Raw genomic sequence first — 15,459 nt, forward strand, 5'->3', positions numbered from 1 at the left:
CTGCTACTGTGCCCCGCGCCGGAATAGCAAATCGGGCCGGAAAATCACGCCCACGCTAACGAGCCCCGATACCGGCGAGGTACGCTTGTCCAGGGGGTTGCCGGCCTCGTGGCGCGTGGGTAGCGACAGGCCCAGCGTGCCCAGGCCCTGCACCACGCCGTGCCCTACCTGCATAAACAGCGTGGGTTCGAGGAAAAAGCGGTTGGTGGGGCGCAGGGCTTGGCCGTCGAAGGTGAGCTGGGTGTAATCGACCCAGGTACCGCGCACCGAGGCCCCGGCCTGCACGCCGGGGCCCAGCGGCCGCGCCGCGTAGAGCTGCCCATAGTAGCGCCGGTACCGCGCCTCATAAAACCCCGAAACGTAGGGCAGCGGAAAGGGAAAGAACGCGGAAGGCACGAAAAAATCAACGCTGTAGAGGTTAACGCTGGCCAGCCCTACCCCCGCCACCGCCGCCCGGTACCAGGGCGAACGGTCGGAGGCTGCCCGGTAGTAGCCCAGGCCCAGGCTGAGTTGCCGGTGGTAGTCGGGGTAGGTGGTAGTGACGTTATTGGCCGTTTCGGTAGTGGTGCTGCTTTGCAGGGCGGCCTCGGCCGTGAGCAGCAGATGGCTAGTGGGGGCCCAGCCTGCGCCGGCCTCCAGGGCGTTGAGGCCGCGCAGGCTGGCGGTCAGCTGCCCCTGCCCCCGCGCGAGTAGGGGGGTAGCGGGCACGGTGGGCGCGTACACGGCGCAACTGCTGAGCAAGGCCAGCGCGCCAGCCAGGGGGTAGGCGTAGCGTAAATTTTTCACAAGGGCAAAATAAGAATATCTAGAAGGAAATGCCGGAGAGCCCGGCCGGTATAGGCTAAGCTATTGCCTGGTCCGCGCCGGGCGGAAAACTACCCCCAGGCTCATAAAAAAGGCCGGTAGTAGGTTGCGATTGGCCTCGTAGACCACGTGGTACGGGGAGGAAGTGCCTGTATCATCCAGCCGGGCCGTGCCCGACAGTGAGAGGCCCACCGCGGAGGTCAGCAGCCACCGGGGCGTTGGCCGGGCACCAAAGCCGAGGCGGTTGGAAAGGGCCAATTCGTGCCGGGTCATGGCCGGCAGCGGCAGCGGGCCGTAGTCGGCATCGCGGAGGTAGTCGAAATTGATGCGCACCAGGCGGTAGGTCAGGCTTATGGCCCGACTATCCTCCCCGTAGGCAATACCGAGCTGACCAAAGCGCTTGGCATACGCCGCTTCGTACTCGCTATATACGCCGGGGCCAAAAATGCCTAGGTCAACGTAGCCGCGCCGGCAATACGCTTGCCCGTAGCCAGCTAGGCCGCTCAGCAGCCAGCGCGGGCCTAGCGGCTGGTACAGGCCGGCTCCTACCTCATACTGCCTGGTAACTAAAAAGTAACGGTCGCCCAGCTTGGGGGCCAGGGTGCCGCCGGCCGTGAGCACCACCCGCCGCACGGGCGAGTAGGCCCCCGTGGCCTCTACCCGCCCGGTAAACTGCGTGCTGGCTCCGGCTTCGAGTTGCCCGCGTTGGCGCACCAGGGGCATCAGTGGCTGCATGGGGGCGTACACCGTGCAGCCAGTGCTAGCCAGCAGGCCGCAGCCTAGGCCCACGGCGAATAATCGAGTAAGTGCCATGCGCGTAGTAGTTGAGCGTGAGCGATGCCTTAAAATACCGCGCCAAGCCCGGCACCGCGCAAATCTATTTTATTGTTTATCAGACTTTTTATCTACTTGCTGATGGGTTTTAGCAGCCTCGTTTTCGGGCTTCTGCACGCGTAGCAACTCGTTTTAGGGAAAAACTATCGGACTTTTAAAATTTTGCGGACCTCCTAAAAAGCCAGGTAGTTTTCACTTCCTGACAGAGCCAGGCGGGACCAAAATCGTTGCAGTCAGCCGGTCATTAGCACCGCCATCTACGTATAGCCCGCACCGCCATTGTCGGCGGTTTTGCTATTTAATATGCCCGATTATTCCTGCGATGCCCTCATCATCGGCTCCGGCCAGGCCGGCAATCCCCTCGCCAAAGCGCTGGCCGAAGCCGGCCAATACGTTGTTTTAGTAGAAGAAGCGCACCTTGGCGGCTCCTGCCTAAATTACGGCTGCGTGCCCACCAAAACCTTATTGGCCTCGGCCACGCGGGCGCACGAGGTACGCACGGCCGGCGAGTTGGGCATTGAGGTCGGCGGGGAGGTGCGGGTAGATATGCCCGCCGTCATCGCCCGCAAAGATGCTTTACTGGACAAGTCGCGCCGCCACCTGCGCGAGTCGCTGGGCCCTGAGCACGAGAACGTTACAGTGGTACGCGGCCATGCTGCCTTCACTGGGCCGCGCCAGGTGCGGGTGCAGGAAACCCAGGAGCGCACCAGTACTATCAAGACTAAGCGGGTTTTCATCAATACCGGCACCCGCGCCGCCGTGCCCGAGGTGCCCGGTCTGGCCGAAGCGGGCTTCCTGACTACTACCGAGCTACTTGATTTACAAGAAGTTCCTACCCACCTGCTCATTCTGGGTGGCGGCTACATCGGGCTGGAGTTTGGGCAGATGTTCCGACGCTTCGGCAGCCAGGTAACCATTATCGAAACCGGCGGCCAGGTACTAGACCGCGAGGACGATGACGTGTGCGAGGCCCTGCAGAAAGCGCTGGAAAAAGAAGGCGTTGAGTTTCTGATGCACGCCGAAACCCGCGGCGTGGCCCGCGACGCGGCCGGTCGGTACACGCTCACCATTTCGACTCACCAGGGCGCACGTCACCTGCACGGCAGCCACCTGCTGGTAGCCACCGGCCGCCAGCCCAATACCGACCAGCTGGGCCTGGAAACCACTGGTATTAAGCTAGATGAAAAAGGCTACATTCAGGTCAATAGCCGCCTCGAAACCAACGTCAAGGGGGTGTTTGCACTAGGCGACGTGCACGGCGGCCCGCAGTTCACGCACTTGAGCTATGACGACTTTCGGGTCGTTCGCGACAATTTGCTGCACCAGGGTCCACGCCGTTCGGCCAAACAGCGCCCCCTGCCCTACTGCGTTTTCACCGACCCCGCCCTGGGCCGCATCGGCTTGAGCGAAACGCAGGCCAAGGACCAAGGAATAGCCTATCGCGTGAGCAAAATTCCGGTCAGCATCGTGAGCCGGGCGCAGCAGACGGGCCAGAAAACCGGCTTTTGGAAGGTGCTGGTCGGCCCCGACGACCGCATCTTGGGCGCGGCCATCTTGAGCCCCGAGGCCGGCGAAATTATGACCATGCTACAGATAGCGATGGCCGGCCGCCTGCGCTACCAACAGCTGCAAAACATGGTCATCGCCCACCCGGTTTGGGCCGAGGGCCTGAACGTGGTGTGGAGAGAGTTGGAATAGGGATAAATGAGTAGGGTTCAGTGATTAATGTCGTTCAACTTGCTCATTGAACGACATTAATCACTGAACCCTACTCATTTATCCTTACTTAATCTTCTCTATGCGCACGCCAACGGACATGATGCCGGGGAGCTGGTTTTGGCGCATGTACTGCTCCAAGGTCAGCTTGTAGGTGCCGGGCTTAGCGAAGCGCTGGCGGGGTAGGGCCAGAAACTGGTGGTCGAAGATGTCGCCCGCGCCCGCGCCCAGGGGCTCACCGGTTTTAGCGTTCATCAGCAGCATCTGGTGCAGCAAAGACGGGCCCGCGGGGCGGCCGGTGGGGCCGATAAGCGTGTGCTTAAGGTAGAGGTTATAAAACCCGTAGCCCGCGGCGTTGCGCACGTTGAATAACACGTTGTAGCGGGCGGCCGTGTCGGCGATGACGAAGGTGAACGTGGGGCGCTGCTGCACGTCCCACACATAGGCGTCGCCGCTGGGCGATTTCAGGTCTACGTTTTCCTCGTACACGCGCCGCGGGTCGCAGGCACTAAGCGCGGCCACCGCCAGGGGCAGCAGTGCCAGCCAAGCCGCCCGGCGGCTGATATGGCGTGAGCGTTGCATAGAGCTAAGAAGGACTGGAAGAAGGAGTTGGCGCGGCGCTGCCACTACCTTCGCCCCCGCGGCGGCCACTACCCCCGCGGCGGCCGCGGCTGCGGCCACCACCTTCGGGGCGAGGCTGGTCGCCGCCTTCGCGGGGCGGGCGGGGGGTAGGCGCGTCGGCATCGGGCTCAGCGCGGCGCGGGCGGGCCTCTTGGTCGGGGCGAGGCATACCGGTATCGCCGGCCTCGCGGCCGCGGCCCGCCCGGCGGTTGAGGGGGCGGGCCGCGGCCCCACGCCGGCCCCGGTGCTCGGCCTGGTCGCCGGTGGCGGGGGAGGTAGGCGCGGCAGGCACATCGCTGGCAGCCGGCGAAGGTGGATTATCGGCGCGGCGAGCGTTGCCCTCGGGCCGAGCGCTGCCCTCAGGGCGCTCGCGACGACGCGGACGGTCTTCGCGGGGTTCGGCGGGGGTAGGCGCGGTATCGGCGGCGCTGGCCTCGGGGCGGTCGGGGCGCTCCTTACGCTTGCGCTTACCGCGCTTACTACCGCCCTTTATCTGGTCGTCGAGACGGTCAAGGTCGCCTTCCATGAGGGTCGAAACAGCGGGCACTACTTCCTGCTCCTGGCGGGGGGGTAGCAGGGTATCGGGCTTTTCACCTTTCTTATTCATTTCCAGCACTTCGCGCACGCGCTCGGCGCTCAGCATCACCCAGTTGTTATCGCCCCGAAAGGCAAACCACATGCGCTTGCGAAAAATGTCCGTTTTTTGCAGAAACGCCTCGCCCGTAGCCACTTGCAGCGGGCGCTGCACCTGCGGAATATCTTTGAGCGCGTCGAGGTAGGCATCCAGTTCGTAGTTGAGGCAGCACTTGAGGCGGCCGCACTGGCCAGCCAGCTTTTGCGGGTTAAGGCTCAGGTTCTGGTAGCGGGCGGCGGTGGTGCTCACGGCCTTAAAGTCGGTGAGCCAGGTGGAGCAGCACAACTCGCGGCCGCACACCCCGATACCGCCGATGCGACCGGCTTCCTGGCGCAAGGATATCTGGCGCATTTCCACGCGCACCCGAAACTCGTCGGCCAGCCGCCGAATCAACTCCCGAAAATCAACCCTATCCTCGGCCGAGTAGTAAAAAAGCGCCCGCGTGCGGTCAGCCTGGTACTCCACATCGGAGAGCTTCATCTTGAGACGCAGCTCGTCCACCACGGCGCGGGCCCGGAACATGGTGCCGTTTTCGAGGTCGCGCACGGCCTGCCAGCGCTCCTCATCGTCGGGCGTCGCCACGCGCAGAATGGGACGAATGTCGCGCGAATCAGTAGGCACCTTTTTCTTACGCATTTGCAGGCGCACCAACTCGCCCTTCAAGCTCACGTGGCCCAAATGCCAGCCCGACCCGGCGGCCTCTACCACCACGGCATCGCCCGTGACGAGGGGTAGACGCTTATCGTTGCGAAAAAACTCTTTCCGCCCGCCCTTAAAGCGTACTTCCACGCAGTCGAAGCCGCGAAAATCGGTGGGCATCTCTACGTCGGCGAGCCAGTCAAAAACATTAAGCCTGGTGCAGCCGCCCGACGAGCAGCCCCCCTTAGAGCCGCAGCCGCCTACCTTACTGGTAGAGCAGCCGCCGCCGGATGAACAAGTAGCACAAGCCATGAGGCTGAGAGTATATAAGTGAGGCAGCCGCACAGCGGCCGCACGAAAGTGGGAATCTAGCAAAGATAACCGTTTTGGGCAGGTGAACAGGCAGGTAGCAGGCGATAATAAAACTCCATGTTATGGTTGCCATTCTCGCCGGCGTTCTTACCCTTATTTCCATAAAAAATGCCCCAACCAAACCGGCTGGGGCATTTTTTATGGAGTAACGCATAGGCCTACTCGCCCGGCCGTAGCACCACTTTCAGGCAGTTGTCCTTTTTGTGGCGGAAGATGTCGTAGCCGTGCGCCGCCTGCGAGAGGGGTAGGCGGTGCGAGATGATGTCATCAAGCACGACTTCCCCTTTGATAATGTGCTGCAACAGCTTGTCGATGTGCTTATGGGCTGGGGCCTGGCCGCCCACTAGCTTGATGCCCTTGTCGAAAAACTGGCCCACCGGGAAGTTATCGTTGGTAGTTACGTAGACGCCAAGCACCGACACCACGCCGCCGCGCCGCACGGCGCTCATGCAGGTTTCGATAACTTTGGGCGAGCCCTTTTCGAGGTTGATGACGGCCTTGGCGCGGTCGAGCAGGTTGCGGTCGGGCTCAAAGCCTACGCAGTCCACGCACACGTCGGCCCCGCGGCCTTCGCTCATGTCCCGAATCTGCTGCACCACTTGGTCGTGGCTTTCCCAAAGGATAGTTTCGCAGCGGGTCGTTTCCTTGGCTTTATCCAGGCGATACTGCTGGGTATCAACGATTACCACGCGGCCCGCGCCGCGCAGCCAAGCGCTTTTAGCGGCCATAATGCCCACCGGGCCGGCCCCAAAAATAGCGATAAACTCGCCGCCCCGTACCTCGGCCCAATCGATGCCGGAGTAACCGGTCGGAAAAATATCGGTCAGGAACAATACCTGCTCATCAGTCAGAAAATCAGGCACTTTGCGCGGGCCGAAGTCGGCGTAGGGCACGCGCACAAACTCGGCCTGGCCGCCGTCGTAGCCGCCGTAGAGGTCGGTGTAGCCGAAGAGCGCGCCGCCCTTCTGAGTCATCAGGCCGCCTTCGGGGCCGTAGTGGTCGGGGTTGGAGTTTTCGCAGTGGCCGGGCAGCTCGTGGCTGCAAAAAAAGCAGTGGCCGCAGGCAATCGGGAAAGGCACTACCACGCGGTCGCCGCGCTTGAGATTGCTTACGCCCTTACCAACCTCCTCCACGATGCCCATAAACTCGTGCCCGAGTACCATTGGCGCCGTGGGTAGCGAGCCATTATAGATGTGCAGGTCAGAGCCGCAAATGGCCGTGCTGGTCACGCGAATGATGGCATCGCGCGAGTCCTTTAGCGTGGGGTCGTCGACGGTATCCACGCTGACGTTGCGGGGGCCGTGGAACATGAGAGCTTTCATGGAAAAGGGGAATAGAGTGAGAAACACCCTTCCTAACGGCCAACCGGCCAGCTGGTTACGCTGGCCTCGCTGGACGCAACTCTGTTACATAAATTAGCCCATACTTCTTCTCCGCTCCCGACCTGCACCATACTAATTGCTCGTCAACTCAAAATCAGCTGCTCAGCCTACTTCCTCATAAATGGTAAATACGCACGCCCTCGGTCGTAATAAAGTAAGCGAGCTGGTCGCTGAGTAGCACCTGGCGCACGGTCGTTGCATCGAGGTCGGGGGGTAGGGGCTGGGTACGCTCGGTGAGGCTGTAGAGGTGGAAGAAATGCAGCTGGCCAGCACCCAGGTACACCAGTTCATCGCCCCGGAACGTAATGAAATCCAGCCCCGTAAAGGGCAATTTCTTGCGGTAATTGCCCAGGTTATCAAACACGAAGATGCCGCTGGTATAGTCTACCAGATACACATTATTCTGGTACTGGCGCAGGAAGCGGAAATCGGGCCGGCTGCGCCCGATGATGAGGTCGAGCGGCGTGCTCTGCACCACGCGCAGCGCCTGGGGGTCGAATTCGCGCAGGGCCAGCGCGCTCTCATCAAAGAGCCACAGCAGGCCATCGGGGGCCAGCGTGGCGGTGCGCACCGTACCATCGATATAGTCGGCCAGCCTGATTTCGCTCAGCGGGGCCAGAAAGCGGTCGAGCAGCAGCACCTGCTGGCGGTCGTCGTAAAAAACCAGTACGCTATTCTGATTCCAGGCCTCAATTATCGCCACGTGGCCCGGCTGGGTCGGCGAGTAGGTATTGAGCGGCTGGCCGTCGCGGCTGAGCTGGCGCAGGTTGTTATCACGGTCGGCCAGGTAGAGCGTGCCGCGGCGGTCGAGCGAGGCCGCGCCCACGCCAGGCAGCGCCAGCGTTTTGGCCAGCGCCCACGTGCCGGAGGCGGGGGTAGGGCTGACGGGATTCAGGCTTCGCACTGGGGCGGCGGTTTCGACCGGGGCCACGCGGGCGGCGGGCGCAACGGAGGCCGCGCTGGGCACCTGCGCCTGCGCTAATTGGGAGTGAAGAAAAAAGAAAAAATGGAAAAGTAGCAGGCGCAAAGCCCCGAAATTAGTGGTCGGGATTCTACCAGCTTCTTTCTTCTTTTTAAATTCAACCGGTGAATTCGCGCAAAACCAATTCCTGCCCATCATACACGCCATAAGAGCAATAATTGACCCATTCGCCGAGGTTAATATAGCGGCTGCCGGGAGCCACGGCCACGTCGAGGGGTAGGTGGCGGTGGCCAAATACGTAGTAGTCGTGGTGCTGGCGCTGCTCCATCGCCCGGCAGTATACGAGCAGCCACTCGTCTTCGCCGAAGTACTTGGCATCGGCCGCGCCGTTCTGGAGGCGCGAGTGGCGGCTCCAGCGGTTAGCCAGGCCAATGCCCAGGTTGGGATGCAGGCGAGCGAAGAGCCACTGCGTGAGTCGGGAGCTGAATATGGGCTTCAGCAGGCGCTTGTAGGCGAAGTCGCCCGGCCCCAGCCCGTCGCCGTGCCCAACATGAAAAAGCTGATTGCCAATCCGTTGCGATACGGCCTCACGGAAGATTGGAATGCCCATTTCCTGGGTAAAATACCCGAACATCCACATGTCATGGTTGCCGGTAAATAGGGTAACGGGCAGGCCCGCGTCGGTTAGCTCGGCCAGCTTGCCCTGCAAGCGGCTGAATCCCCGCGGAATGGCGTGCTTATACTCAAACCAAAAATCAAACACGTCGCCCAGCAGGTAGATGGCCGCCGCATCCTGGGCCACCGCGTCCAGCCAGCGCACAATGCGGCGCTCCCGCTCGCGCGAATTGACGGCATCGGGCGCGCCCAAATGAAAATCGGAAGCAAAATACACGCGCTGGCCGGCGGTTAGTGCCAGCGGCGGTAGCTCAGGCCAGGTTTTCGGCGTCATCTTCTAGTAAAAACAAGCTAAGTCGGCGCGGGCCGTGCGCGCCCAGCACCAGCGTTTTTTCAATATCGGCGGTGCGGCTGGGACCGGTGGTGAGCGAGAGCATTGAGGGCATTTTTTGGCCGTAGCGGGCTTGCACAGCCCGTAGCGCGTCACTGATTTCGGCTACTACCTGGCTGGGCCGGGCCAGCACCAGGTGTTGGTCGGGGTAGATGCTGAGCCGCCGTCCGCTGGCCGTGGCCGGTGCCACCACAATGCTGCCCGTGCGCGCCACCAGCGCCTCGCACGAGGTTAGCCCCGCGGCCGCTTGCGTCCGAAAATCAACTTCCGTAGCCTGAAACGGCATATCTTCAGCAGCCAGCAGCTGTTGTAAAGCGGGCTCCCACACGTAGAGCTGCTGGCCGGGGGGTAGGCGCTCGGCTAGCCAGGTGCGCAGCGCTGCACCAAACCGCGCCCGGCTTTCGCAGTAAAAAAACTCGCCCCCGATGCGCTGGAAGTTCTCGGCAAACGTCACGGTTAGGTCGGCGGTGGGCAGCGGCGGGTGCACCGGCGCGGCCCAGTCGGGCACAGGCAGTGGCGGGGCCGGACCGGCCGCCAGTGCCGTGCGGATGCGCGCCAGCAGGATATCACGGGAGGAGGACATGCGGGCAAAGGTAGGGAACACAAAAAAGGCCAGCCTTGCGGCTGGCCTTGGGCATTATTGGTGGTTGCTTATACCGTCTCTGTTTCGGGCTGGCCGGGCAGGTGCAGGGCAGGCAGGTCGCCATCTAGCGGCACATCGGGATGTTCGCGGTGCAAATCACTGGCGGTTTCGGAGCGGTCGGTACCGGCCATGTGAGCCTGATAATTGGTCTGGCCGCCGAAGGGACGCTTGCCTACGAGACGCTCTAGGTCGTCTTGCAGCAGCACTTCTTTTTCCAGCAATTCCTTGGCGATAACCTCCAACTCGTGGCGGCGTTCGGTCAGCAATTCCTTGGTGCGGATGTAGGCCTGCTCAATAATCGTGCGCACCTCCTCATCAATCATCTGCGACGTAGCCTCCGAATAGGGCTTCGAAAAGCCATATTCGTTCTGCCCTTTTGAGTCGTAGAACGATACGTTGCCGAGTTTAGAATTCATGCCGTACATCGTCACGATGGAGTAGGCCATTTTGGTAATGCGCTCTAAATCGCTCAGTGCGCCGGTCGAAATCTTACCAAATACCAACTCCTCGGCGGCGCGGCCACCCAGGGCCATGCACATTTCATCTATCAGCTGCTCGGTGTTATATAAGAATTGCTCCTTGGGTAAATACTGCGCGTAGCCAAGCGCTGCCACGCCACGCGGCACGATAGACACCTTCACCAAAGGGTCGCAATGCTCTAAAAACCAGCCCGTGATGGCGTGGCCTGCCTCGTGGTAGGCCACAATACGCTTTTCGCCGGGGCTGATAATCTTATTTTTCTTTTCCAGGCCACCAATCACGCGGTCGATGGCATCGGTAAAGTCCTGGTTGGTGATGAACTTCTTATCGCGGCGGGCCGCAATGAGGGCAGCCTCATTGCAAACGTTGGCAATTTCGGCTCCGGCAAAGCCTGGCGTCTGGGCCGACAGCTTCCTGGCGTCCACATCGGGGCCCAGAGTCAGCGGCTTGAGGTGCACCTGAAAAATCTCGGTGCGGCCGTTAATATCGGGCTTATCGATGCTAATCTGCCGGTCGAAGCGACCAGGGCGCAGCAAAGCTGAGTCGAGAGTATCGGGCCGGTTGGTGGCAGCCAGGATAATAACGCCCGAGTCGGTGCCAAAGCCATCCATCTCCACTAGCAGCGAGTTCAGGGTGTTCTCGCGCTCGTCATTGCCGCCGGGCATTGCGCCCTTGCTACGCGAGCGACCTACGGCATCAATCTCGTCAATAAAGATGATGCAGGGCGCTTTGGCTTTGGCTTGCTTAAACAAGTCACGCACGCGGGCCGCGCCTACCCCCACAAACATCTCCACGAAGTCGGAGCCCGAGAGTGAGAAGAACGGCACGTCGGCTTCGCCAGCTACGGCCTTGGCCAGCAGCGTTTTGCCGGTGCCGGGAGGGCCGACCAGCAGTGCGCCTTTCGGGATTTTACCGCCCAAAATGGTGAATTTACTGGGGTTTTTGAGGAACTCTACTATTTCCTGCACTTCCTCCTTGGCTTCTTCCAGGCCGGCCACATCTTTAAACGTAATCTTCACCTTGTCACCGCCTTCAAAAAGGGCGGCGCGGCTCTTACCAATGTTGAAAATCTGCCCGCCGGGGCCACCCGCACTGCTCATGCGGCGCATCAGGAAGATAAACAAGACGATACTGGCGATGATGAGCCCGTAGCCACTGATGAAGTCCACGATGCTTTGGCGCTCCGAGATATCGAGCGGCACGCGCTGGCCTACCGGCTTGTTGGCTTGCAGCTTATCGAGCTGTTCCTGAAATACTTTGGCATCAAAAACGGGGAAGAAGTATTCCGGGCCGCGCTCAGCAGAAAACGGACCACGGTGGGCCGCCAGGTCGCGCTGATACTCTGGCTTTTGCAGGGCGGCCGGCGTGAGGCCGACCTCCACAACCTGCTTGTTCACGACGGTAATGTCATGCACATCGCCAGCGGCCAGCATCTGCTCAAACTTTTGTTGATTGATTTTAACGGCCGAATTATAGCTCGTAAAATAGAACATGCCGGTGAATAGCACCAGCAGCCCCGCCATTACCCAAAGCTGCACGCCCGGCCGGGGGGTAGGGTTGGGCAGCGTGGGCTTACGGCGTTTGGTGGGCGTCGTATCTGACATAGGAAATGACTTAATTTGTAGTGACTTAAAAGCAACCGCACCAGGCCAGCGTTGTTAGTAGCCTGGCTACCCGCAGACGCAACCAGCGGCCCGATGCTTTAGTGCCGGGCCACGTCGGCGGTGTCTTCAACGTAGGTGATATTGGCGTCGCCCCACAACTCTTCGAGGGCATAGAACTGCCGACGGTCGCGCAGAAAAACGTGCACCACCACATCCACATAATCCAACAATACCCACTCCCGATTGGTGCGGCCTTCGCTCTGCCAAGGGGCCTCACCGGTCACTTTTTCGACTTCCTCTTCCACGGAGCGGGCCAGGGCGTCGAGCTGCGTATCGGATGAGGCGGAGCAGATGATAAAATAATCGGCCACCGCGTTTTTCAACTCTTTCAGGTTGAGAACCACAATGTCTTGTCCTTTGCGGTCTTGGAGGCCGCGCACGGCTATTTCTGCCAATGTGTCCGAATCCTGCCGGACCTGATTGCTCTTCATAGAGTAAGTTTGCGTTGTTTACTAGCTAATGTACGACTGCTAACCTCCGTGGTCATCAGCCCTAATACCTTATTCACGGGTCAGCAGCTCATTTGGCTGCCCTCCTGCCCTTCCACTAACTCGGAAGCGCAGCAACTGTTGCGCGAAAACCAGGCCAGCGAAGGCTGCACTGTCATAACGGACGACCAGTTTGCCGGGCGCGGCCAGCGGGGCAACCAGTGGCAGGCCGCGCCTGGCGAAAACCTAACACTTTCCATCGTCTGGCTACCCACTTTCCTGGATGCCGGCCAGCAGTTTTTGCTGAGCCAAGCCGTGGCGCTGGCCGTTTACGACTGGGCCCTACCCCTGTTGCAACCCGCCAGCGGGCTGCGCCTGAAGTGGCCCAATGACCTATATTACGGCGCGCAAAAATTCGGGGGAATTCTCATTGAGAACAGCTTGAGTGGAGCAAGAATTCAGTCTAGTATCGTCGGCATCGGGCTGAATATCAATCAGCGCCACTTTGGTCTACCCACAGCTACTTCGCTGGGCGCGCTCACGGGCCGCTACTTCCAGCGCGAAACCCTGGCCGCCCGCCTGCTCGAATGCCTGGAAAAGCGCTACCTCCAGTTGCGCGCCGGCCGGGTGGGCGAGCTGCGGCGCGACTACCTGGCCGCCCTCTACCGCTACCAGGAGTGGCACGAGTATGAAGTGGCCGGCCGCCGCGTGCGCGGCCAAATCGTGGGTGTGGAGCCCGATGGCCGCCTGGCCGTGGAAATTGAGGGGGTAGTGCAGCGCTTTGGCCTGCAAGAAATTAAGTACGTGTAAGTAGCGCGAAGTGAAAACTTCGCGCTACATTCGCTACTATGCGCCGCCCCAAGCTTTTGCGCGCCGCGCTGGCGCTGGTCGTTTTGCTGGTGCTGGCTTTTTTGGCCGACCGGCGCTGGCCCCTACCCCCCCCGCCGCGCTACTCGCCGCTGGTGCTGGCCGCCGACGGCACAGTGTTGCACGCCTACCTCAACCCCACCCAAAAGTGGCGGATGAAAACCGAGCTAGCCGAGATTACGCCGGCCTTGCAGGCGGCCATTATTGCCAAGGAGGACCAGTATTTTCGCTGGCATTTCGGGGTTAATCCGTTGGCTGTGATGCAGGCGGCGGGGCGCAATTTATTCGGGCGCGGGCGCACCACCGGGGCTAGCACCATTACCATGCAGGTGGCGCGGCTGCTGGAACCCAAGCAGCGGACCTTTGGCAATAAGCTGCTCGAAATACTACGCGCCGTACAGCTGGAGGCGCATTTCAGCAAGGCCGAGATTTTACAGCTTTACCTCAACCTGGTGCCCTACGGCAGCAATATTGAGGGCGTGAAGTCGGCAGCGTTGCTCTATTTTCAGCAACCACCCAATTATTTGTCCCTGGCTCAAACCGTGACACTGGCCATTATTCCGAACCGACCGGGCGGGTTGGTTTTGGGCCGCGACAACGCCCGCATCGTACGCGAGCGCAACCGCTGGCTGCGCTATTTTCAAACCCAAAAATTATTCCCAGCCCAGGACCTAGCGGACGCGCTGCTGGAACCGCTCGATGCCCACCGCCACCCCGCCCCTACCCTGGCTCCGCACCTGAGCCGGCGGCTGGTGGCGGCGCAGCCGGGCGCGTCGCTCATTAGCAGCATGCTGCGGCCCGCCACCCAGGCTAAGGCCGAGGTGCTAGCCCGCAACTACGTGCGGCGGCTGGCTACGCTCGGCATCTCGCAGGCCGCCGTGCTGGTCGTGAACAACCGCACCCACGCCGTGGAAGCCTATGTGGGCTCCGTTGATTTTCAAGACAATAGCGCGCTAGGGCAAGTCGATGGCGTGCAGGCCGTGCGCTCGCCGGGCTCCGCACTCAAGCCGCTGCTCTACGGCTTGGCTTTCGACCGCGGCCTGCTCACGCCCAAGACCGTGCTGCCTGACGTGCCTACTAACTTCCAAGGTTTCCGGCCCGAAAACTTCGACAAGCACTGCCAGGGTGAGGTGACAATGGAGCGCGCCCTCACTTACTCACTCAACATCCCGGCTGTGCGCGTGCTGGCCGAGGTTGGGGTAGATAATTTCACCCACACGCTGCGGCAGGCAGGCTTCCGGCAGGTAGCGCGCGACGCCCCCCGGCTGGGCCTGAGCACTATTTTGGGCGGCTGCGGCGCGACGCTGGAAGAGCTAACGGGCCTGTACTGCGCGCTGGCGAACGGCGGGCGGTGGGGGGAATTAAAAATTAAAAATGATGAATTTAAAATTGATGCTGCGAATAAACTAGCGAAATCAACCGGAAAAATAATTGGAGCAAAACAGCCGAAGAATCCATTCCTAATTTTTAATTCAAAATTTTTAATTAGCGAAGCGTCCGCTTACTTGCTGACCGACATTCTGGCGCAGCGCACCCGGCCCGATTTGCCGCTCGATGCGGCTGCCGGCCAGCACCTGCCGCGCATTGCCTGGAAAACCGGCACCAGCTACGGCCGCCGCGATGCCTGGAGCATCGGCTACAACCGCCAGTACACCATTGGGGTGTGGGTAGGGAATTTTAGTGGGCAGGGCAGCCCGGCCCTGACGGGGGCCGATGTGGCCTCGCCGCTACTATTTGATTTATTTAATGCGCTGGCTTACAACGGCTCCGGCGAATGGTTCGCGCCGCCCGCCAGCCTCGATTTCCGGCTGGTGTGCGCCGAAACCGGGCTGGTGCCCGGCGAGAATTGTCCCAACCAGCTGCTCGACTACTACCTGCCGGGCCACTCCGAAAGCCAGCGCTGCCAGCACCAACAAGAGGTGCTGGTGTCGGCCGATGGGCGCTTCAGCTACTGCCGGGCCTGCGCGCCAGCCAGCGGCTACCGCCGCGAGCTGTTCCCAAATCTGAAGCCTGAAGTGCTGGCCTTCCGTGAGAGCCAGGGGCTGCCTACGCGCCGCCTACCCCCCCACAACCCGGCCTGTCGCCTGGTGCGCGGGGCCGATGCCACCGGCCCCACCGGCCCCGATGCCGGGCCGCTACTAGCCATTACCTCGCCCGCCGCCCATGCCGAGTACGTGCTCGATGCCCACGAAAAGCAACAGCTACTGCTCAGCTGCGCAGCGGCCGGCGACGTGCGCCAGGTGTACTGGTACGTGAACGACCAGTTTCTGCAAGCGGCTCCAGCTTCGGCCCGGCTGTTTTTTCGGCCGCCGCCCGGCGAGGTCAAAATCTCTTGCGCCGACGACCACGGCCGCACCACCGACGTGCGCGTGCTGGTGCGGGCAATGTGAAACGGAGCCGACTTCGAGAGTGAAAAATAGCGGCCGCTACGCGTTTCGTGCGTGGCG

13 protein-coding genes are annotated in these 15,459 nt (G+C 61.3%); 3 read left to right on the forward strand and 10 right to left on the reverse strand.

The window, feature by feature from the left end; all coding sequences use genetic code 11:
* Positions 1-3: 3 nt before the first annotated feature.
* Positions 4-786, reverse strand: a complete 783-nt coding sequence (locus tag LC531_RS13555) for a hypothetical protein (RefSeq protein ID WP_223651047.1) — start codon at positions 784-786, stop codon at positions 4-6.
* Positions 787-846: 60 nt separating this feature from the next.
* Positions 847-1,617, reverse strand: a complete 771-nt coding sequence (locus LC531_RS13560) for a hypothetical protein (protein ID WP_223651049.1) — start codon at positions 1,615-1,617, stop codon at positions 847-849.
* 324 nt (positions 1,618-1,941) lie between these two features.
* On the opposite strand from LC531_RS13560, the gene LC531_RS13565 reads away from it, so the two are divergent.
* The gene (locus tag LC531_RS13565; RefSeq protein WP_223651051.1) at positions 1,942-3,336 is read left to right on the forward strand and encodes a mercuric reductase; all 1,395 of its coding nucleotides are present in this window, start codon (positions 1,942-1,944) and stop codon (positions 3,334-3,336) included.
* Between the two features lie 84 nt (positions 3,337-3,420).
* On the opposite strand, the gene LC531_RS13570 is transcribed toward LC531_RS13565, so the two are convergent.
* The 8 genes from LC531_RS13570 to rsfS all read right to left on the reverse strand — a co-directional run bounded on the left by LC531_RS13570 (position 3,421) and on the right by rsfS (position 12,148).
* A complete protein-coding gene (locus tag LC531_RS13570) occupies positions 3,421-3,936 on the reverse strand; it encodes a gliding motility lipoprotein GldH (protein ID WP_223651053.1) in 516 nt (171 codons plus the stop codon).
* A gap of 4 nt (positions 3,937-3,940) precedes the next feature.
* Complete coding sequence (locus LC531_RS13575) at positions 3,941-5,560, reverse strand: PSP1 domain-containing protein (protein WP_223651054.1); 1,620 nt, start codon at positions 5,558-5,560, stop codon at positions 3,941-3,943.
* Positions 5,561-5,778: 218 nt separating this feature from the next.
* Positions 5,779-6,942, reverse strand: coding sequence for a zinc-dependent alcohol dehydrogenase (locus LC531_RS13580; RefSeq protein ID WP_223651056.1), 1,164 nt, complete (start codon positions 6,940-6,942; stop codon positions 5,779-5,781).
* A gap of 175 nt (positions 6,943-7,117) precedes the next feature.
* Positions 7,118-8,029 carry a hypothetical protein gene (locus LC531_RS13585; RefSeq protein ID WP_223651058.1) on the reverse strand — a complete coding sequence of 304 codons (912 nt, stop codon included), beginning with the start codon at positions 8,027-8,029 and terminating at the stop codon, positions 7,118-7,120.
* Positions 8,030-8,081: 52 nt separating this feature from the next.
* Positions 8,082-8,873 (reverse strand): UDP-2,3-diacylglucosamine diphosphatase, encoded by a 792-nt coding sequence (locus tag LC531_RS13590; protein WP_223651060.1) that lies wholly within the window; start codon positions 8,871-8,873, stop codon positions 8,082-8,084.
* Entirely contained in the window at positions 8,851-9,513 is a 663-nt protein-coding gene (locus tag LC531_RS13595) for a LutC/YkgG family protein (protein ID WP_223651062.1), read from the reverse strand. Before LC531_RS13595 ends, LC531_RS13590 begins: the two co-directional genes overlap by 23 nt.
* 68 nt (positions 9,514-9,581) lie before the next feature.
* Positions 9,582-11,657, reverse strand: a complete 2,076-nt coding sequence (ftsH, locus tag LC531_RS13600; RefSeq protein ID WP_223651064.1) for an ATP-dependent zinc metalloprotease FtsH — start codon at positions 11,655-11,657, stop codon at positions 9,582-9,584.
* A 98-nt stretch (positions 11,658-11,755) separates the two neighbouring features.
* The gene (rsfS, locus tag LC531_RS13605) at positions 11,756-12,148 is read right to left on the reverse strand and encodes a ribosome silencing factor (protein ID WP_223651066.1); all 393 of its coding nucleotides are present in this window, start codon (positions 12,146-12,148) and stop codon (positions 11,756-11,758) included.
* A gap of 48 nt (positions 12,149-12,196) precedes the next feature.
* On the opposite strand from rsfS, the gene LC531_RS13610 reads away from it, so the two are divergent.
* Positions 12,197-12,955, forward strand: coding sequence for a biotin--[acetyl-CoA-carboxylase] ligase (locus LC531_RS13610; RefSeq protein ID WP_332874875.1), 759 nt, complete (start codon positions 12,197-12,199; stop codon positions 12,953-12,955).
* Positions 12,956-12,993: 38 nt separating this feature from the next.
* Positions 12,994-15,402, forward strand: coding sequence for a penicillin-binding protein 1C (gene pbpC / locus LC531_RS13615; RefSeq protein ID WP_223651068.1), 2,409 nt, complete (start codon positions 12,994-12,996; stop codon positions 15,400-15,402).
* Positions 15,403-15,459: the final 57 nt, after the last annotated feature.

The sequence above is a fragment of the Hymenobacter psoromatis genome (genome assembly GCF_020012125.1).
In the GTDB taxonomy this organism is placed as follows: Bacteria; Bacteroidota; Bacteroidia; order Cytophagales; family Hymenobacteraceae; genus Hymenobacter; species Hymenobacter psoromatis.